The organism is Paracoccus sp. MKU1 (assembly GCF_001447385.1).
Taxonomy (GTDB): Bacteria; Pseudomonadota; Alphaproteobacteria; order Rhodobacterales; family Rhodobacteraceae; genus Paracoccus.
Genome location: NZ_LLWQ01000193.1, coordinates 151,729 through 169,152 on the forward strand (window position 1 = coordinate 151,729; position 17,424 = coordinate 169,152).

The 17,424-nt window shown below is 68.0% G+C and carries 19 protein-coding genes; 4 read left to right on the forward strand and 15 right to left on the reverse strand.

What is annotated here, in order from left to right:
• Positions 1 to 39 precede the first annotated feature (39 nt).
• The 8 genes from mraY to AQY21_RS16915 all read right to left on the reverse strand — a co-directional run bounded on the left by mraY (position 40) and on the right by AQY21_RS16915 (position 9,417).
• Positions 40 to 1,122, reverse strand: a complete 1,083-nt coding sequence (mraY, locus tag AQY21_RS16880; protein ID WP_058098778.1) for a phospho-N-acetylmuramoyl-pentapeptide-transferase — start codon at positions 1,120 to 1,122, stop codon at positions 40 to 42.
• Entirely contained in the window at positions 1,122 to 2,507 is a 1,386-nt protein-coding gene (gene murF, locus AQY21_RS16885; RefSeq protein WP_058098779.1) for a UDP-N-acetylmuramoyl-tripeptide--D-alanyl-D-alanine ligase, read from the reverse strand. The genes mraY and murF overlap by 1 nt, the downstream gene beginning before the upstream one ends.
• Positions 2,504 to 3,973, reverse strand: a complete 1,470-nt coding sequence (locus tag AQY21_RS16890) for a UDP-N-acetylmuramoyl-L-alanyl-D-glutamate--2,6-diaminopimelate ligase (protein ID WP_058098954.1) — start codon at positions 3,971 to 3,973, stop codon at positions 2,504 to 2,506. The genes murF and AQY21_RS16890 overlap by 4 nt, the downstream gene beginning before the upstream one ends.
• 29 nt (positions 3,974 to 4,002) lie before the next feature.
• Entirely contained in the window at positions 4,003 to 5,808 is a 1,806-nt protein-coding gene (locus AQY21_RS16895; protein ID WP_058098780.1) for a penicillin-binding protein 2, read from the reverse strand.
• Entirely contained in the window at positions 5,805 to 6,194 is a 390-nt protein-coding gene (locus tag AQY21_RS16900) for a hypothetical protein (protein WP_058098781.1), read from the reverse strand. The genes AQY21_RS16895 and AQY21_RS16900 overlap by 4 nt, the downstream gene beginning before the upstream one ends.
• Positions 6,194 to 7,162, reverse strand: coding sequence for a 16S rRNA (cytosine(1402)-N(4))-methyltransferase RsmH (gene rsmH / locus AQY21_RS16905; RefSeq protein WP_058098782.1), 969 nt, complete (start codon positions 7,160 to 7,162; stop codon positions 6,194 to 6,196). The genes AQY21_RS16900 and rsmH overlap by 1 nt, the downstream gene beginning before the upstream one ends.
• A gap of 1 nt (position 7,163) precedes the next feature.
• Complete coding sequence (gene mraZ, locus AQY21_RS16910) at positions 7,164 to 7,670, reverse strand: division/cell wall cluster transcriptional repressor MraZ (protein ID WP_082658155.1); 507 nt, start codon at positions 7,668 to 7,670, stop codon at positions 7,164 to 7,166.
• A gap of 637 nt (positions 7,671 to 8,307) precedes the next feature.
• Positions 8,308 to 9,417, reverse strand: a complete 1,110-nt coding sequence (locus AQY21_RS16915; protein ID WP_058098784.1) for an Mrp/NBP35 family ATP-binding protein — start codon at positions 9,415 to 9,417, stop codon at positions 8,308 to 8,310.
• 200 nt (positions 9,418 to 9,617) lie between these two features.
• Between AQY21_RS16915 and AQY21_RS29060 the strand changes: the two genes are divergently transcribed.
• From AQY21_RS29060 to AQY21_RS16925, 3 genes are all read left to right on the forward strand, one after another.
• Positions 9,618 to 9,764: a hypothetical protein gene (locus AQY21_RS29060; protein ID WP_161906048.1), complete on the forward strand. Its 147-nt coding sequence runs from the start codon at positions 9,618 to 9,620 to the stop codon at positions 9,762 to 9,764.
• Positions 9,746 to 9,976: a DUF1127 domain-containing protein gene (locus tag AQY21_RS16920; RefSeq protein ID WP_058098785.1), complete on the forward strand. Its 231-nt coding sequence runs from the start codon at positions 9,746 to 9,748 to the stop codon at positions 9,974 to 9,976. Before AQY21_RS29060 ends, AQY21_RS16920 begins: the two co-directional genes overlap by 19 nt.
• Positions 9,977 to 10,620: 644 nt before the next feature.
• Positions 10,621 to 11,388, forward strand: a complete 768-nt coding sequence (locus AQY21_RS16925) for a 23S rRNA (adenine(2030)-N(6))-methyltransferase RlmJ (protein WP_058098786.1) — start codon at positions 10,621 to 10,623, stop codon at positions 11,386 to 11,388.
• Between the two features lie 10 nt (positions 11,389 to 11,398).
• On the opposite strand, the gene AQY21_RS16930 is transcribed toward AQY21_RS16925, so the two are convergent.
• The 4 genes from AQY21_RS16930 to gatC are packed head-to-tail and all read right to left on the reverse strand — an operon-like array spanning position 11,399 to position 14,482.
• Positions 11,399 to 12,109 carry an N-acetylmuramoyl-L-alanine amidase gene (locus tag AQY21_RS16930; RefSeq protein ID WP_082658156.1) on the reverse strand — a complete coding sequence of 237 codons (711 nt, stop codon included), beginning with the start codon at positions 12,107 to 12,109 and terminating at the stop codon, positions 11,399 to 11,401.
• The gene (locus tag AQY21_RS16935) at positions 12,106 to 12,693 is read right to left on the reverse strand and encodes a hypothetical protein (protein WP_058098787.1); all 588 of its coding nucleotides are present in this window, start codon (positions 12,691 to 12,693) and stop codon (positions 12,106 to 12,108) included. Before AQY21_RS16935 ends, AQY21_RS16930 begins: the two co-directional genes overlap by 4 nt.
• A 23-nt stretch (positions 12,694 to 12,716) precedes the next feature.
• A complete protein-coding gene (gene gatA / locus AQY21_RS16940; RefSeq protein ID WP_058098788.1) occupies positions 12,717 to 14,198 on the reverse strand; it encodes an Asp-tRNA(Asn)/Glu-tRNA(Gln) amidotransferase subunit GatA in 1,482 nt (493 codons plus the stop codon).
• A complete protein-coding gene (gene gatC, locus AQY21_RS16945) occupies positions 14,195 to 14,482 on the reverse strand; it encodes an Asp-tRNA(Asn)/Glu-tRNA(Gln) amidotransferase subunit GatC (RefSeq protein WP_058098789.1) in 288 nt (95 codons plus the stop codon). Before gatC ends, gatA begins: the two co-directional genes overlap by 4 nt.
• A 130-nt stretch (positions 14,483 to 14,612) precedes the next feature.
• Between gatC and AQY21_RS16950 the strand changes: the two genes are divergently transcribed.
• On the forward strand, positions 14,613 to 15,305 hold the full coding sequence (locus AQY21_RS16950) for a metal-dependent hydrolase (RefSeq protein WP_058098790.1): 693 nt from the start codon (positions 14,613 to 14,615) through the stop codon (positions 15,303 to 15,305).
• Here the strand turns inward: AQY21_RS16950 and AQY21_RS16955 are convergent.
• From AQY21_RS16955 to AQY21_RS16960, 3 genes are all read right to left on the reverse strand, one after another.
• The gene (locus AQY21_RS16955; RefSeq protein WP_058098791.1) at positions 15,302 to 16,135 is read right to left on the reverse strand and encodes a DUF1989 domain-containing protein; all 834 of its coding nucleotides are present in this window, start codon (positions 16,133 to 16,135) and stop codon (positions 15,302 to 15,304) included. The genes AQY21_RS16950 and AQY21_RS16955 overlap by 4 nt on opposite strands.
• A 179-nt stretch (positions 16,136 to 16,314) precedes the next feature.
• A complete protein-coding gene (locus AQY21_RS29065; RefSeq protein WP_161906050.1) occupies positions 16,315 to 16,476 on the reverse strand; it encodes a hypothetical protein in 162 nt (53 codons plus the stop codon).
• A 130-nt stretch (positions 16,477 to 16,606) separates the two neighbouring features.
• Complete coding sequence (locus AQY21_RS16960) at positions 16,607 to 17,389, reverse strand: succinate dehydrogenase iron-sulfur subunit (protein ID WP_058098792.1); 783 nt, start codon at positions 17,387 to 17,389, stop codon at positions 16,607 to 16,609.
• Positions 17,390 to 17,424: the final 35 nt, after the last annotated feature.

The following is a 17,424-nucleotide window of genomic DNA, read 5'->3' on the forward strand; positions in this document are numbered from 1 at the left end:
CCCCGGACCCCCCGAGAGTATTTGTGAAACGGTGAAGACTTAACGCAGTTTCAGCGTGGCAAGCCCGATCAGCGCCAGGATCAGCGCGATGATCCAGAAACGGATCACGATCTGCGCCTCGCCCCAGCCCTTCTTCTCGAAATGGTGGTGGATCGGGGCCATCAGGAAGACCCGCTTGCCGGTGCGCTTGAAATAGAGCACCTGGATGATGACGCTGAGCGCCTCGACCACGAAGAGCCCGCCGACGATGGCCAGGACGATCTCGTGCTTGGTCACCACGGCGATGGCGCCGAGCGCGCCGCCCAAGGCAAGGCTGCCGGTGTCGCCCATGAAGACGGCGGCGGGGGGGGCGTTATACCACAGAAAGCCCAGGCCGCCGCCGATCAGCGCGGCGACGAAGACCGCCAGTTCGCCGGTCCCGGGCACGAAATGCACGCCGAGGTAATTGGCGAAATTCGCGTTGCCGACCATATAGGCGATCACCGCGAAGCTGGCCGCCGCGATCATCACCGGCATGATGGCGAGCCCGTCCAGACCGTCGGTCAGGTTCACCGCATTGGCCGCACCCAGGATCACCAGCACCGCGAAGGGGACGTAAAGCAGGCCCAGGTTGATCAGCGCATCCTTGAAGAAGGGCAGCGCCAGTTCGCCGCTGAGCGCAGCCGGGTGCAGCCAGGCCGCAGCCACCCCCGCGCCGGCGGCGATGCAGAGCCCGATCAGCAGGCGCACCTTGCCCGAAAGGCCGGCATGGTGCTGCTTGGTGACCTTGGCATAGTCGTCGGCGAAGCCGATGGCGGCGAAGCCCAGCGTGACCAGCAGCACGATCCAGACATAGCCGTTGTCGAGCCGCGCCCAGAGCAGCGTGCCCACCACCAGCGCGGCGAGGATCAGCAGCCCGCCCATGGTCGGCGTGCCGGCCTTGGAGAAATGGTTCTGCGGCCCGTCGTCGCGGATCGGCTGACCCTTTTTCTGCTTGCGGCGCAGAAGGTCGATCAGCGGCCGGCCGAAGAAGAAGCCGAAGAGCAGCGCGGTAAAGAAGGCGCCTCCGGCCCGGAAGGTGATATAGCGGAAAAGGTTGAAGAAATCCCCACCGTCGGAGAGGGTCGTGAGCCAATAGAGCATTACGCTGTCCTTTCGCCAGGGGGCGTGCTTTGGCGCGTCCGCCGCAGCGCGTCAACCACCGTCGAGACCTTCGAGGACTTCGAACCCTTCACGAGAACGATATCGCCGGACGCGACCAGTTCGCCCACCTTCCCGGCCAGTTCGGCGGCGGTCTCGGCATGTATTCCGCGCCGGCCCTCGGGCAGCGCATCGTGCAGGGCGCGCATGCGCGGGCCGGCGGTATGGACCAGATCGACGGTCTCCATCGCGGGATCCTCGGCCATGCCGGCATGCATGGCGATCTCGTCCGGGCCAAGCTCCAGCATGTCGCCGAGGATGGCGACGCGCCGTCCGCCGGTCAGCCGCGCCAGCGTCGCGAGCCCGGCCGAAAGCGAGGTCGGGTTCGAGTTATAGGCATCGTCGATCAGCCGGATGCCGCCCAGGTCCTCGACCGCGCCGCGGCCCAGCGGCGGGCGCCAGTCGGACAGGTGCTTCGCCGCCTCGGCCACATCCGCCCCCGCGGCCGAAAGCGCCGCCAGCACACCGACCGCGTTCATCACGAAATGCGTGCCGGCGCTGGCAAGCGTGAAATCCACCGTCTCGCCCAGCACGCGGGCGCGGACCCGGGTTGTGCCGTCCACAGTCTCGGCCTTCACCGGCCTGGCCATGCCCTGCTGGCCGAAGCCGATGACGATGGCGCCGGATTCGTCGGCGCAGTCGCGCAGAAGCTGGGTCACCGGCAGGTCCTCGGGAAGGATGGCGGTGCCGGGCTGGACCAGGCCCCGGAAGATCGCGCCCTTTTCGCGGGCGATGCCCTCGATGGCGCCGAAAGCCTCGAGATGGGCGGCGGCGACGGTGGTGATCATGGCGACATGCGGGCGGGCGAGGCGGGCCAGCGGCTCGATCTCGCCCGGGTGGTTCATGCCGATCTCGATGATGGCGAAATCGGTGTCCTGAGGCATGCGCGCCAGCGTCAGGGGCACGCCCCAATGGTTGTTGTAGCTGGCCTCGGCGGCATGGATCCGGCCCTGCTCGGAAAGCGCGATGCGGGCCATCTCCTTGGTCGAGGTCTTGCCGACCGAGCCGGTGATGGCGACGACCTTGCCCCGCATCCGGGCGCGGCCGGCGCGACCAAGCGCCTCCAGCGCCGGCAGCACGTCGGGGACGACCAGCAGCGGCGCGTCATCCGCCACGCCCTCGGGGATGCGGCTGACCAGCGCGGCGCCGGCGCCTTTCTGCAAGGCCTGGGCGACGAAGGCGTGGCCGTCGCGGGCCGCTTGCAGGGCGACGAACAGATCGCCCGGCCGGATGGTGCGGGTGTCGATGGATACGCCCCCGACCGCGAAGTCACGGGTGGCGCGGCCGCCGGTCGCGGCGACGGCCTCCTGCGAGGTCCAGAGCGTCATATCTTGCCGTCCAGCGCCGCGACGGCCACCGAGGCCTGCTCGGCATCGTCGAAGGGATAAACGTCGCTGCCGATGATCTGGCCGGTCTCGTGGCCCTTGCCGGCGATCAGCAGCGCATCGCCCGGCTGCAAGGCATCGACGGCGCGCAGGATCGCCTCGGCGCGGTCGCCGACCTCGATGGCCTCCGGGCCGGCGCCGGCCATGACCTCGGCGCGGATCGCGGCCGGGTCTTCCGAGCGGGGGTTGTCATCGGTCACATAGACCACATCGGCGAATTGCCGCGCCGCCTCGCCCATCAGCGGGCGCTTCAGCCGGTCGCGGTCGCCGCCGGCGCCGAAGACCACGATGATGCGGCCCATGACATGCGGACGCAGCGATTGCAGGGCCGAGGCCAGCGCGCCGGGCTTGTGGCTGTAATCGACGAAGACCGCCGCGCCGTTTTCCCGCACCGCGGCCAGTTCCATGCGGCCGCGCACCGTGGTCAGGCCGGGCAGGGTTTCGATCACCCGGGCGGGCTCGTCGCCGGCAGCGATGGCGAGCCCGGCGGCGGCCAGCACGTTCTCGGCCTGGAAACCGCCGATCAGCGCCAGCCGAACCAGATGCGCCTGGCCGTGCAGGCTGAAGCGCAGGTCCTGCCCGGTCGCGTCGTAACGCTGGCCGAGGATGCGCAGATCGGCCCGCTCGTCCTTGCCGATGGTCGTCAGGTCGAGGCCACGCTCGCGTGCGATCTGCGCCATCTGCCGGCCGCGCGCATCGTCGATGTTGATGACCGCCCCGGCGCCCTCGTCCAGCAGATGGTCGAAAAGCAGCGCCTTGGCGGCGAAATACTCGTCGAAATCCTTGTGATAATCCAGGTGGTCCTGGCTGAAATTGGTAAAGGCGCCGGCCTTCAGCCGCACCCCGTCCAGGCGCCGCTGGTCAAGGCCGTGCGAGCTGGCCTCCATCGCCGCATGGGTGACGCCCTCGGCCGCGGCCTCGGCCAGCACGCGATGCAGGGTGATCGGCTCGGGCGTGGTATGGGCGAGCTTGGCCTGATAGTCGCCCTGCACGCCCATGGTGCCCAGGCTGATCGCCTTGTGACCCAGCGCCTGCCAGATCTGCCGGGTGAAGGTGGCGACCGAGGTCTTGCCCGAGGTGCCAGTGACGGCGACCATGGTCTCGGGCTGGGCCGCGAACCACAGCGCGGCGGCACCGGCCAGCGCGGCGCGGGGATCCTCGGCCACGACCAGCGCGGCATCGGCGCCGGCCAGCGCGTCGGCGGCGATCTCGGCGCCCTTGCGGTCGGTCAGGATGGCGCCGGCGCCCTGGCGCAGCGCGTATTGGATGAACTCGCCGCCATGCGTGGCCGAGCCCGGCAGGGCCGCGAACAGATGGCCGGGCCTGACCTGCCGCGAATCGACGGCAAGGCCCGTCACCTCGGGGTCGCGCCCCTTGTCCCCCCTAAGCCCCAGAAGGGACAGCCGCATCACCCGCTCGGTCACGGAACCTCCGCTCATCAGTTCGAGACGAGCTTTAGCCGATCCGGCAAAGGCCGTTCAACCATCGGAAGCTGGGTTTCCGTGCTGGGGCGCAGGCCCAGCAGCGGGGCGACGCGACGGATCACCTCGGCGGCCACCGGGGCCGAGGTCGCGCCCGCCGTCCGGCTTTCGCCGCCCGCGCCGATGGCCGAGGGCTCGTCCAGCGACAGCACCAGCACATATTGCGGATCGCTGGCCGGAAAGACCGAGGCGAAGGTCGAGACGACCTTGTTGCCGTAATAGCCGCCCGTCGGGCGCGGCTTGTCGGCGGTGCCGGTCTTGCCGGCGACCTCGTAACCCTCGACATTGGCGCTGCGGCCGCTGCCACGGACCACCACCTGGCGCAGCATCTGCACGGCGATGCGCGCGGCCTCGGGCGAAAGCACCTGTTCGCCCCCGCGCTGGCTGCGGTCATGGATCAGCGTCGGCATCACCCGCTTGCCGCCATTCGCGACGGTCGCATAGGCGGCCGCGAGATGCAGCGGGCTGGCCGCCAGGCCATGGCCGAAGGCCACGGTGGCCGAGGTCACGGCGGGCCAGCGTTTCGGCACCAGCGGCTTGCCGGTCGGCGCCTCGCTCATCTCGATCAGCGTCGGCTCGAAGAAGCCAAGCTTCTCCAGGAAATCCCTCTGCCGGTCCGCACCCAGAAGCTGGGCCACGCGGACGGTGCCGACGTTCGACGACTTCACGATGATATCCGTCACCGAAAGCGTGCCGTAATTGTGGCCGCGGAACTCGTTGATCAGGTATTTGCCGATCTTCATCGGCGCCTTGGCGTTGATCATGGTGGTCGGGCTGACCAGCTTGAGGTCGATGGCCTGCGCCACCGGGAAGATCTTGAAGGTCGAGCCAAGCTCATACTGGCCCTGCACCGCGCGGTTGAACAGCGGGCTGTCCGAGGGATCGCCCTTGAGCAGCGGCCGCGGCCGGTCGTTCGGGTCGAAATCGGGCAGGCTGGCCATGGCGACGATCTCGCCGGTCTTGATCTCCATCAGGATGCCGGTGGCGCCCTTGGCGTTCATGACCTTCATGCCATTGCCCAGCACCTCCTCCATCGCGGCCTGGACGGTCAGGTCCAGCGACAGCATCAGCGGCGCGCCGTCATTGGCCGGATCGCGCAGCCAATGGTCGAAGGCCTTCTCGACCCCGGCGACGCCGACGACCTCGGCGCTGGCCACGTCCTCCTTGCCGAAGGTGGCGCCGCCGAGGATATGGGCGGCGATATGGCCGTTGGGGTAAAGCCGCATCTCGCGCGGGCCGAACAGCAGCCCAGGCTCGCCGATGTCATGCACGGCCTGCATCTGCTCGGGGCTGATCTTCTTCTTGATCCAGACGAAGCTGCGCTTGCCGGAGAAATCCTTGTTCAGCCGCTCGATCTCCAGGTCGGGAAAGATGCGGACCAGTTCGCGCGCCGCGCGCTCGGGCTCGACCATCTGCTGGGGATGGGCGTAAAGCGAATGGGTCAGCAGGTTGGTGGCCAGCACCCGGCCGTGCCGGTCGGTGATGTCGGCGCGCTGCGAGATGATCTGGGCCCCGGTGGTCTGGACGCGCGGCTCGCTGGGCTGGCTCGAGGCCAGCACGCCCATCTTGGCCCCCACGGTGCCAAAGGCCAGCGCAAAGGCGCAGGACATGAAGAACAGCCGGGTCCGGGCGCTGCCGCGCGCCCTTTCCTGGATGACGGCGTGCCTCTGGGCACGGTTCGCGGCCTCGATGGCATCGGGATTCTCACCGGTTTCGCGGGCGCGAAGGATGCGGGCCAGCGGGCGCAGCGGGGTGCGGATCATGGCGTGCTCTCCTGTGGTCTGCGGGGCGGATAGCCGGCGGGGCGTTCGACCGGCACATCGGCGCCGGTCTCGGGATCGGTGGCGGGCTCGGGCGCCTTGGGCGCGGGGAAGGCCACCTGCCCCACGTCGACGAACTGGTCCGAGCCGAAGGGCACCAGCTTCAGCCGCTCGAAATTCAAATCCACCAGCTGGCGCAGGCGCTCGGGCCGGTTCAGATAGGCCCATTCGGCGCGCAGGACGCCCAGATCCTCGCGCAGCCGGCCGATCTGGCGCTGGATATCGCTCATCTCGCTGATGGCGGCCTGGGTGCGGTAATTCTCGCGATAGGCCCAGAAGGCCAGCCCCATCACCGCCAGCGCGGTCAGAAGGTAAAGCACGGACCGCATCACGCCCCCCTTTCCGACAGCAGCGGCAGGCCCAGGGAGGCCGGATCGACCCCTCCCGCCGGTGCCGTGGTGCGGATGCCGACGCGCAGGAGCGCCGAGCGCGCGCGCGGGTTCACCGCCAGCTCGGCCTCGTCCGGGCCGATAGCGCGGCGGAAGGGCAGGGTGAAGGCCGGCTCGCCGCGCGCGGCCTCGGGCGCGTAGCGGCTGCCGCCGCCGGCGCTGTTCGAGCGCGCCTGCATGAACCGCTTGACGATGCGGTCCTCAAGCGAGTGGAAGCTGACCACCGCCAGCTTGCCGCCCGGACGCAAGGCGCGCTCGGCCGCCGCAAGCCCGGCGACCAGCTGACCGAATTCGTCGTTCACCCAGATGCGGATCGCCTGGAAAGTGCGGGTCGAGGGATGGCTTTGCCCCGGCTTCGCGCGCGGCAGGCAGCCGGCGACGATGTCCGAGAGCTCGCCCGTCCGCGACAGCGGCCGCGCCGCCACGATGGCCTTGGCGATCCGGCGCGAGGCGCGTTCCTCGCCGTAAAGATACAACACGTCGGCGATGACCTGCTCGGGCGCCGTGTTCAGCAGCTCGGCCGCCGTCGGGCCCTCGCCGCCCATGCGCATGTCCAGGGGGCCGTCGCGCAGAAAGGAAAAGCCCCGCTCGGGCTGGTCGAGCTGCATCGAGCTGACGCCCAGGTCCAGCACCACGCCATCGACCGGCCCGCCAGCCAGCTTGTCCAGATCGGAAAAGGTGCCCTCGACGAGGTGCAGCCGGTCGCCATATTCGCCTGCCCAGGACCGGGCCATGCGAAAGACGGCCGGGTCGCGGTCGATGCCGATCACCCGGTCGGCGCCCTGCGCCAGAAGCCCGCGCGCATAGCCGCCGGCGCCGAAGGTGCCGTCGACCCAGATGCCCTGCACAGGCGCAACGGCCCGCAACAGCGGGCCAAGCAGGACGGGGATATGCGGCGCCTCGGCCATCCTAGCCCTCCTCCTGCGGACCCGAGGCCAGCAGCGACAGCGGATCGGCGCCCGGCTCGAAATCGGGAACCAGCTCCTCCAGCCGGCGCTCCTCCTCCTCGTAATTCTCGGGCGACCAGACCTTGAGACTGTCGCCGGCCGAGATGAAGAAGGCGCTGTCGGTCAGGCCGATCTTTTCGCGCAGCTTCTGCGGCAGGACCAGCCGGCCGTCGCCGTCGATCTCGGCCTCCTCGGCATGGCCGTGATAGATGTTTTCCAGCAGGTTGCGCTCGGCGCTGCCGCGCTTCATGGCCGAGATGCCCTGGTCGATCTCGTCCATGGCCTCCATGGTGAAAAGCTGAAGGTATTTCCAGTCGCGGGTGCCGAAGACGATGACCAGTTGCGGGCGCTTGCCGGCCTGCCAGTCGGGGTCGCAGGCCTCGAACACGCGGCGGAACTTGGCCGGGATCGAGACGCGGCCCTTCGCGTCCACCTTGACTTCTTCCGACCCTCTGAACCTGCGTGCCAACGGCCCGCGCTCCTTCCACTGTCCCGGCCTTTTCGGTCTGCCCGAAAAGGAAAGGCGGACCGGGCTGCTGCCACTGCCCGATCCGCCGCCCTCGTTCCCATCTCTGGGCCCCGTAGTTTCGGGGATCGCGCCCTGCGTTCCGCGCCACCTGGGGGAGGTGCTGCTCGCGCGCCGCAGAGGTCGTTCGGAAGCGGGTTGCCTGTATGAAAGCTGCTTGTCGCCTTTGGGGTCTTGCTGCCCCTTGTGCCCGTTCCGTGAGCCAAGGGATGCCATGGGAATTTACGGGACGCAATGGATTTGTTTGGGGCAAACCTGGGTTCAGGCGGGCTCTTGCCAGCGAACGCGACGCGAACAAATTCACGCCGGCGCGATTGCAGGGGAAGGTTTCGGAGCCAGAGGGAAGGTGGCCACTATATGTAGTGGCTAGGCGCGATGTGGCACATAAATCCCACAATTTCCCAGAATCGTCCCGCGCCACGCCCTCGGGCGGCGTTTCAACCGCGGCGAGAGGGGAAAGAACCGGCGATTCGGTTGCAATCACGGGCAATCACGGCGCGGTGATTCGCGATCCCATGGTCATTCCCATGTTTTCCCAGACCCGTTCCCATGCTTTCCCGAACCGATCCGAAAGGCCGGGTCAGGCCATGCCGCCGGCGATCAGCCGCTCGGCCAGGCGGGCGAAGGATTGCGCCACCGGGCCGTCGCCCGCGGCGATCGGCGTGCCCGCGTCGCCCGACAGCCGCAGGTCCAGGTTCAACGGGATCTCGCCCAGGAAGGGCAGTCCCAGCTTTTGCGCCTCGGCTGAGACGCCGCCATGGCCGAACAAATGCGCCTCATGGCCGCAATTCGGGCAGATATAGGTGGACATGTTCTCGACCAGCCCCAGCACCGGGGTCTTGAGCTTGTCGAACATGTCGATGGCGCGGCGCGCGTCGATCAGCGCCACGTCCTGCGGAGTCGAGACGATGATCGCGCCCGTCACCTGCGCCTTCTGGCACAGCGACAGCTGCACATCGCCGGTGCCCGGCGGCAGGTCGACCAGCAGCACGTCGAGCTCGCCCCATTTCACCTGGTTGAGCATCTGCTGCAACGCGCCCATCAGCATCGGGCCGCGCCAGACCACCGCCTCGCCCTCCTTCATCATCAGGCCCAGCGACATGACGGTGACGCCATGGGCGTGCAGCGGCTCGATCATCTGGCCGTCGCTGGTCGGGCGCTGCCCGGTCAGGCCCAGCATCCGCGGCTGCGAGGGACCGTATATATCGGCATCCAGCAGCCCGACCCGGCGGCCCTTGCGCGCCAGCGCCACGGCGAGGTTCGAGGTCAGCGTCGATTTGCCCACCCCGCCCTTGCCCGAGCCGATGGCCACGATCCGCGCCACGCCGCTGACCGGGGCCGGCCCGGCCTGGGGCGTGGGATGGCGGCCGATCTTCAGGCTGGGCGGGGCAGCGTCCGCGCCGCCCGAACGCGCCACGACCTGCGGCGCCGCACCGCGCGGCGCGGCGGGGGCGGTGGTGACGATCTGCACCTTCTCGACCCCCGGCAGGGCCGAGAGCCGGCGCTGCGCCTCGGCCTCGACCGGGGCAAGCGCCCGGGCGGCAGCCGCGTCGCCGGCCTCGATGACGAATCGCACCACGCCCGATTCGACGCTGAGCGCCCGCACCAGATCGGCCGAAACCAGGTTTCCGCCCCCCGGAACCGAGATCTGCGCAAGTTCCTCAAGCACACGTTCGCGTGATATCGTCATGGCCACCCCCGCCTCAAAGCGCCCGCAGCATGGCAATTTGAGCCGGGATGGGCAACCCGGCCGCGCGAGCTGATACCGCTAACCTGCTGTGACCCCGCGTAAAATACGACCACTCTGCTAGAGAAACTTGAACGAGCTTGTAAAAGATCTGAAAAACTCACGGATTATTAACGCTTTGTAACAGCGTCCCAGAAACAGCCATGCCGATTCTGCATAGCAGCATCTCGCCTCCGGCCATTGTGCAGATGCAGAAAAAGGCCCATGTTCGTCTCAACAGCGCGACAGGGAAAACCGACAGCGCCATCCGCAAGACGAAAGAGTGTATGAAATGGCTGTTCTCGATCTGATCCATGGCGGTATGCACCGCAACGACATCGCCGGCAACGGCGCGATCGCGAAGTTCGTGGCCAATGTCCGTGAGAATATGGCCCGCCGGGCCGTCTATCGCCAGACCCTGCGCGAACTGAGCGAACTGTCCAACCGCGACCTGGCCGATCTGGGTCTGAACCGCGGCAATATCCGCAGCGTGGCTTACGAAGCCGCCTGGGGAGCGAAGTAAACACGCAATCCCCGACCCACTCCTCCTCCCTTGGGTCCGGGTTCAGGCGGCATCCTCCCTCCTCCTCCCTGAGGATGCCGCCGCTCAGATACGGTGAAGCCCCTCCTCCTCCCTGGGCTTCCCGGTTCAGGCGGCACCCTCCCTCCTCCTCCCTGAGGGTGCCGCCAAGAAATACCGCCACAAGGCGGAACCAGATGCGACGGTCCTCTCCTCCTCCCTGGGATCGTCGGCACGCGGTAATGGCTCCCTCCTCCCTGCCATTGCCGCACCCCATACGGCGAGACCCCTCCTCCTCCCTGGGTCTCGCGGTTCCGGCGGCCGCCTCTCTCCTCCTCCCGGAGGCGCCGCCACACCGATACGGCGAAGCCCCTCCTCCTCCCTGGGCTTCCCGGTTCAGGCGGCACCCTCCCTCCTCCCTGAGGGTGCCGCCAAGAAATACCGTCGCAAGGCGGAACCAGATGCGACGGTCCTCTCCTCCTCCCTGGGATCGTCGGCACGCGGTAATGGCTCCCTCCTCCCTGCCATTGCCGCACCCCATACGCGGCCCCTCCTCCTCCCTGGGCCAGCGTTGCGCGGCGGTGCCCCCTCCTCCTCCCTGGGCGCCGCCGCTTTTCATTTCCAGGCCATCGGGTTAATCGCGGGACATGTTGTCCTATCAGCACGCCTATCACGCCGGGAACCTGGCCGATCTGCACAAGCACGCGCTGCTGGCTTGGATGCTGGCCTATCTGACCGCCAAGCCGAAACCGCTGAGCTATCTGGAAACCCATGCCGGGCGCGGCCTCTACGACCTGGCGGCACCCGAGGCCGAAAAGACCGGCGAGGCGGCGGCGGGCATCACCCGTGCGCTTGCCGAGAACTGGCTGCCCGGGGACCACCCCTTGCGCTTGGCGCTGGATGCCGTGCGCGCACGGCATGGCGCGACCGCCTATCCCGGCTCGCCGCTGATCGCGCGGCATTTCCTGCGGCCGGGCGACGTCGCGCATCTGGCCGAACTGCACCCGGCCGAACACGCGGCGCTGGCAGAGGTCGCCGGCTTCGCCCATCTGCACCGACAGGACGGGTTCCAGATGGCGCAGGCGCTCTGCCCGCCCATGCCGCGGCGCGGTCTGCTGCTGATCGACCCCAGCTATGAGGTCAAGGCCGATTACGACGTCATCCCGCGCCATATCGCCAAGCTGGCGCGCAAATGGAACGTCGGCGTGATCGCGCTGTGGTATCCGATCCTGACCGATCTCCGCCATGCGCCGATGGTCGAGGCGCTGCGCCGCGACCACCCCGAGGCGCTGGTCTCGGAGCTCCGCTTCCCGCCGGTGCGGCCGGGCCATGGCATGGTCGGCTCGGGCATGGTCGTGCTGAACCCGCCTTACGGGCTGGCCGAGGAAGCCCGGCGAATCGCGGCGCTTTTCTAGGATCGCTTGTCTAGGATTGTCGCAGGGGGACTTCGCGTCCCCCGTCCGCCGCTGACGCGGCGGCCTCCCCCTGCGGGGTATTTGGGCAACGAAGAAGCGGGCGATCGGCCAGCGCCGCGGCCAGCCGGCGGTCGGTTTCGTCCTCGGCCCCTGCGGCCCAGGGGCGGAAGCGCAGGCGGAATGCGGCGAGCCGCGCCGGACCCTCGGGATAGCCGATGCGGGTCAGGCTGTCGGCCAGCGGCAGGTCGGCGCCCGGCCCGTCCGGCCAGACCGCCAACCCCTGCATGGCCAGCCGCCGCCAGTCGAAGCGCGGTCCGGGGTCGATCTTGCGCCCCGGCGCCATGTCGGAATGGCCGATCACGCCCTCGGGCCCGATGGACCAGCGCGCCTTGATGCCGCGTAGCAGCACCTCCAGCGCCGCCATCTGCGGCTCGGGGAACGGCCGGTCGCCGGGATTGACCAGTTCGATGCCGATGCTGCGCGAATTCACGTCCTCGCGCCCCTGCCAGGAGCCGGTGCCCGCGTGCCAGGCGCGGCGGTCCTCGGGCACCAGCGCCTCGGTCGTCCCGTCCTCATGGACCAGCCAATGGGCACTGACCTCGGCCTCGGGATCGCAGAGCCGGGCGCGGGCCGAAGCGCCGTCCGCCATGCCGGTATAATGGATCACGACCAGCTCCGGCCGCTGCCCGCGCCGGTCGCCGTGATTGGGCGAAGGGCTCAAAGCCCGGATTGGCGCAGCGGGCGCGGATCCCAGCCGCAGACGAAGCCGTCGCCGTCCGGATCGAGCCCGCGTGGGTCGATCACCGGCCCGCCGGCGGCGATGAAGGCGCTTTGCGCCACATCAGCGCTGGCATAGCTGCGGCAGGCCCGCGCCGCCACCGATTCGGAGCCGCCGCTGCGCTGATATTTCCGCGTCCCCGGCGCCTGGCTTTCCTGCTGGGCATAACGCAGCAGCGAGGGCGTGGCGGCTGGCATCACGCCCGGCGTTGCGGGCGCCGTGGTCGTCTGCACCGGAGCCGGCCGTGGCGCAGCAGCCACCGGGCCCGTTCCGGTCGCCGTCACCGGCCGTTTCGCCGGCGTCCCGGCGATATCGGCGGCGGTCGGCGCCTGCACCGGCAATTGCACGGGAATGGCCGTCGGCACCGGACCCTTGCCATGCAGCGCGATCTCGCGCGCTTGCAGGTATTCCGCATAGCGCGAGCCGTTGTGCATGGCGCTGTAATTCGGGTTCCAGCCCGTATTTTCGCCACAACCGGCCAGCGCAAGGACGGGGCCAAGCACTGCCAGGATCGCCAGGTTCCGCATCGGTCTCTCCCGTTTGAAGCCGGTCACCACCAGCGCGAGGGTTTCGCCGTGAAGCCTGCCGCAGATTCGAGGCTTTGCGCAAGGTTCAAGAGCCCGCCCTCGTCCCAGGGGCGGCCGATCAGCTGCATGCCCAGCGGCAGGCCCTGGCGGTCCAGCCCCACCGGCACCGAGATCCCCGGCAGCCCGGCCAGGTTCACCGTCACGGTGAAGACGTCGTTCAGATACATCTCGACCGGGTCCTTGCCCGACATCTCGCCCAGGCCGAAGGCGGCGCTGGGGGTGGCGGGTGTCAGGATCGCGTCGATGCCGTCGGCGAAGACCTGATCGAAATCGCGCTTGATCAGCGCGCGGACCTTGCGGGCACGGTTGTAATAGGCGTCATAGAAGCCCGCGGACAGCACATAGGTGCCGATCATCACCCGGCGCTGCACCTCGGGGCCGAAGCCCTCGGCGCGGGTCTTCTCATACATCTCGACCACGCCGTCGCCGGCGCCCAGCTTGGCGCGGCGGCCGTAGCGCACCCCGTCATAGCGCGCCAGGTTCGAGGAGGCCTCGGCCGGGGCGATCACGTAATAGGCCGGCAACGCGTATTTCGTATGCGGCAGGGTGATGTCCACCACCTCGGCGCCGGCATCGCGCAGCATCTCGGCCGCCTGGTGCCAGAGCGCGTCGATCTCGTCCGACATGCCTTCCATGCGGTATTCGCGCGGAATGCCGATGCGCTTGCCGCGGATGTCGCCGGTCAGCGCCGCCTCGTAATCCGGCACCGGGCGTTCGGCGCTGGTCGAATCCCTGGGATCGACCGAGGCCATGGCGCCCAGCATGATCGCCGCGTCGCGCACCGATTTCGTCATCGGCCCGGCCTGGTCCAGCGAGCTGGCGAAGGCGATCACCCCCCAGCGGCTGACCCGGCCGTAGGTCGGCTTCAGCCCCACCGTGCCGGTGAAGGCGGCCGGCTGGCGGATCGAGCCGCCGGTATCGGTGCCGGTCGCGGCCAGGCACAGATCCGCCGCCACCGCCGCCGCCGACCCGCCCGAGGAGCCGCCCGGCGTCAGCTGCCGGTCGTCCACCTTCCACGGGTTGACCACCGGGCCATAGCAGGCGCTTTCGTTCGACGAGCCCATGGCGAATTCGTCCATGCTGAGCTTGCCCAGCATGACCGCGCCCGCATCCCACAGATTCTGGGTCACGGTCGATTCATATTGCGGCAGGAACCCTTCCAAGATCCGACTGGCCGCCTGCGACGGCACGTCCTTGGTGCAGAACAGATCCTTGATGCCCAGCGGGATGCCGCACATGGCGGGCGCATCGCCCCCGGCGATGCGGCTGTCGGCGGCGGCAGCCATCTGCCGCGCGCGCTCGGGGGTGTTGTGGACAAAGGCGTTCAGCACGCCGGCACCCTCGATGGCCGAAAGGCAGGCCTCGGTCAGCTCAAGGCTGGTGAAATCGCCCTTGCGCAACCCGTCGCGGGCCGCGGCGATGGTCAGTTTGTTCAGATCGCTCATTCCACCACCTTCGGCACGGCAAAGAAGCCCTCGCGCGCATCGGGCGCGTTCTTCAGGATCAGCGCCTGCATCTCGCCATCGGTGACGATGTCCTGGCGCCGCTTGAGGCGCATCGGCTCGACGCCGGTCATCGGCTCGACGCCCTCGACATCGACCTCGTTCAGCTGTTCCATGAAATGCAGGATGCCGTTCAGCTCCTGCGCCAGCGCGGGCAGGTCGGCGTCCTTGACCGCAATCCGCGCCAGATGCGCGACCTTGCGGGCTTCGTCCTCGGTGATCGCCATGGGAGGCTCCTTTCGCTTGCGCCGGGTTTTACCGGGGCGGCCGGGGCGGGGCAAGCACCCGCGCAGGCGGCGCTTTACGCCCGCGGCCCGGCTTGGCAGGATGCGGCAGCGCAAGAAAAGGAGCCTTCCCATGAAACTGACCTGGCTTGGCCATTCGGGCTTCCGGCTGGAGATCGAACAGGCGGTGATCCTGATCGACCCCTGGCTGTCCGGCAACCCGGTATTCCCGGCCGAGAAGCGGGCCGAGGCCATTGCCGGCGCCACCCATATCCTTGTGACGCATGGCCACAGCGACCATACCGGCGACACCGTGTCGATCGCCAAGGAGCTGGGCATTCCCGCCGTCGGCATTTACGACATGGTCGCGACCTGGATGAAGCACGAAGACATCGAGGGCATCGGCTTCAACAAGGGCGGGACGGTCGATCTGGGCGGCGCCAGGGTGACGATGGTGAACGCCAGCCATTCCTCGTCCTTCGAGGGCGCCGAAGGGCCCGTCTATGCCGGCCATGAATCGGGCTTCATGATCGCGGGCGAGGGCCATGTGATCTATGTCTCGGGCGATACCGACATCATGGCCGACATGGCATGGATGGGGGAATATCACCAGCCGGACATCGGCATCCTCTGCGCGGGCGGGCATTTCACCATGGACATGGACCGGGCGGCTTGGGCGGCGCGGAAATATTTCGACTTCAAGACGGTGATCCCGTGCCATTACAAGACTTTCCCGCTGCTGGCGCAGGATGCCGAGGTGCTGAAGGCCGGCCTGCCGGGCGTGCAGGTGATCGAGCCCGTGGTGATGCAGCCGATCTCGCTCTAGGGCCAGCGATAGGCGCTCGGCCCGGGCTGCGGACGCGCCGCGGGCCGGGCCGGCGCGAAGATCTCGACCAGGAGCGGATGGCAGGCGGCGGCGTCGCTGGAATGCTCGCTGCCGCAATCGCCGCCCGGACAGGCCGAGAGCCCGCCGATCAGGTCGATCTCGGCGAAAAATTCGATGTAATCGCCAGGACGCACCGGGCTCGCCTTCATGAAATACTGCCCGGTGTCGCGGGTGAAGCCGGTGCACATGAAGACGTTCAGCACGTCATGCACCAAGGGCTCGGCCTCGTCTCGCGGCAGGTCCAGTTCCGCCATCAGCGCGTGGGTCAGGTTGGAATGGCAGCAATGGTGATAGTCCTGACCGCTCAGCAGGCGATGCGTATAGGGATCGCAGCGCGTGCCGATGACATCATGGACCGAGCCGCCATATTCGTCGATGCCATACCATTCCAGCGTGTCTTCGGTCACCGTGGCCATCGGCCGCAGATACGGAAAGCTGGACCACATGCGATCACCGCGCGTCAGGTGCGTGCCGTGCAGCGCCCGGGTCTTGCCGGAATAGAACCGCTCGCGCGGATCGGCGGCGGACCACAGGTTCAGATCGCCGACCTGCGGCCCCTCGACGCTGGTGATGCGAAAGAAATGCCCGACGGGGACATGGAAGCAGCGCGCCTCGCGCGGGGGCACCAGGCATTCGCCGGATTTGCGCGCCGTTAGCCGCAATGCCTGCAAACCGGGCAGGTCGGCATCGGGGAGGGTATCGTTCGGATAGCAGATGACCGGACGGATGGCCCGGCGTTCAGCGGCGTCTTGCGGAATGATGCTGTTCATGGCGCGATGCTATGCGCGCGTCCACGGCATCGCAAGCGCGCACTGCCGCATGGGTATTTGGACAACAGAGAAGCCGGCAGGGCGGCGACATGCTTCTCTGTTGTCCAAATACCCAAAAACAAAAGCGCGGCCGGGAAGCCGCGCTGGAAGACCCGCGCAGGCGGGCGAGTGGCCGGGCCTCAGGCGGCGCGGCGGATATCGGCTTCGAGCGGCATCGGGTCGAAGCTGAAATAGCCGAACATCTGTTCAAGCACGGCCAGGGCGGCGCGGCTTTCAGTCTTGGCCGGTTTCAGCACGGCCAGATTGGCGTTCGGCTTCTGGGTTTCGGCAAGGGTTTGCATTCCGAGAATCTCCGGGTCGAAGTGGGCTCTCCCCGCCGGAAAAGATAACGCCGCAACGCAGAAAAATCCAGTTCTGCGACGCGGCGTCAAACGGTATGGCACGGCATACCGGCCATGCCTCCCATGCAGATCAGACGATCCGGTCCACCATCATGTGCTTGATCGAGGCGATCGCCTTGGCCGGGTTCAACCCCTTGGGGCAGGTGTTGGTGCAGTTCATGATCGTGTGGCAGCGATACAGCTTGAACGGGTCCTCGAGCGAATCCAGCCGCTCGCCCGTCGCCTCGTCGCGCGAATCGATGATCCAGCGATAGGCGTGCAGCAGGGCCGCCGGGCCCAGATAGCGGTCTCCGTTCCACCAGTAGCTCGGGCAGGCGGTCGAGCAGCTGGCGCACATCACGCATTCATAGAGGCCGTCCAGCTTCTTGCGGTCCTCGATCGACTGGCGCCATTCCTTGTCGGGTGTAGGCGTCTCGGTGATCAGATAGGGCTGGACCGAGGCGTGCTGGGCGTAGAAATGCGTCAGGTCCGGCACCAGGTCCTTCACCACCGGCATATGCGGCAGCGGATAGATGTTCACGTCCTTGCCCTTGACCTCGTCCATGCCGAAGATGCAGGCGAGGTGGTTGCCGCCGTCGATGTTCATCGCGCAGGAGCCGCAGATCCCCTCGCGGCAGGAGCGGCGGAAGGTCAGCGTCGGGTCGATCTCGTTCTTGATCTTGATCAGCGCGTCCAGGACCATGGGGCCGCATTTGTCCATGTCGACGAAATAGGTGTCGATGCGCGGGTTCTCGCCGGTATCGGGATCCCAGCGATAGATGTTGAAGCGGCGGACGTTGGTGGCGCCCTCGGGTTTCGGCCAGGTCTTGCCGACCCGCATGCGGCTGTTCTTGGGAAGGGTAAGTTGGACCATTGGGTAACTCCTGGTGGTCAGAGCGCCGTCTTGCG

Coding starts and splice junctions, on each gene's coding strand:
- mraY (WP_058098778.1), bottom strand. CDS start 1,122: ATGCTCTATTGGCTCACGACCCTCTCCGACGGTGGGGATTTCTTCAAC.
- murF (WP_058098779.1), bottom strand. CDS start 2,507: ATGACGCTCTGGACCTCGCAGGAGGCCGTCGCCGCGACCGGCGGCCGC.
- AQY21_RS16890 (WP_058098954.1), bottom strand. CDS start 3,973: ATGCGGCTGTCCCTTCTGGGGCTTAGGGGGGACAAGGGGCGCGACCCC.
- AQY21_RS16895 (WP_058098780.1), bottom strand. CDS start 5,808: ATGATCCGCACCCCGCTGCGCCCGCTGGCCCGCATCCTTCGCGCCCGC.
- AQY21_RS16900 (WP_058098781.1), bottom strand. CDS start 6,194: ATGCGGTCCGTGCTTTACCTTCTGACCGCGCTGGCGGTGATGGGGCTG.
- rsmH (WP_058098782.1), bottom strand. CDS start 7,162: ATGGCCGAGGCGCCGCATATCCCCGTCCTGCTTGGCCCGCTGTTGCGG.
- AQY21_RS16915 (WP_058098784.1), bottom strand. CDS start 9,417: ATGACGATATCACGCGAACGTGTGCTTGAGGAACTTGCGCAGATCTCG.
- AQY21_RS29060 (WP_161906048.1), top strand. CDS start 9,618: ATGCCGATTCTGCATAGCAGCATCTCGCCTCCGGCCATTGTGCAGATG.
- AQY21_RS16920 (WP_058098785.1), top strand. CDS start 9,746: ATGGCTGTTCTCGATCTGATCCATGGCGGTATGCACCGCAACGACATC.
- AQY21_RS16925 (WP_058098786.1), top strand. CDS start 10,621: ATGTTGTCCTATCAGCACGCCTATCACGCCGGGAACCTGGCCGATCTG.
- AQY21_RS16935 (WP_058098787.1), bottom strand. CDS start 12,693: ATGCGGAACCTGGCGATCCTGGCAGTGCTTGGCCCCGTCCTTGCGCTG.
- gatA (WP_058098788.1), bottom strand. CDS start 14,198: ATGAGCGATCTGAACAAACTGACCATCGCCGCGGCCCGCGACGGGTTG.
- gatC (WP_058098789.1), bottom strand. CDS start 14,482: ATGGCGATCACCGAGGACGAAGCCCGCAAGGTCGCGCATCTGGCGCGG.
- AQY21_RS16950 (WP_058098790.1), top strand. CDS start 14,613: ATGAAACTGACCTGGCTTGGCCATTCGGGCTTCCGGCTGGAGATCGAA.
- AQY21_RS16955 (WP_058098791.1), bottom strand. CDS start 16,135: ATGAACAGCATCATTCCGCAAGACGCCGCTGAACGCCGGGCCATCCGT.
- AQY21_RS29065 (WP_161906050.1), bottom strand. CDS start 16,476: ATGCAAACCCTTGCCGAAACCCAGAAGCCGAACGCCAATCTGGCCGTG.
- AQY21_RS16960 (WP_058098792.1), bottom strand. CDS start 17,389: ATGGTCCAACTTACCCTTCCCAAGAACAGCCGCATGCGGGTCGGCAAG.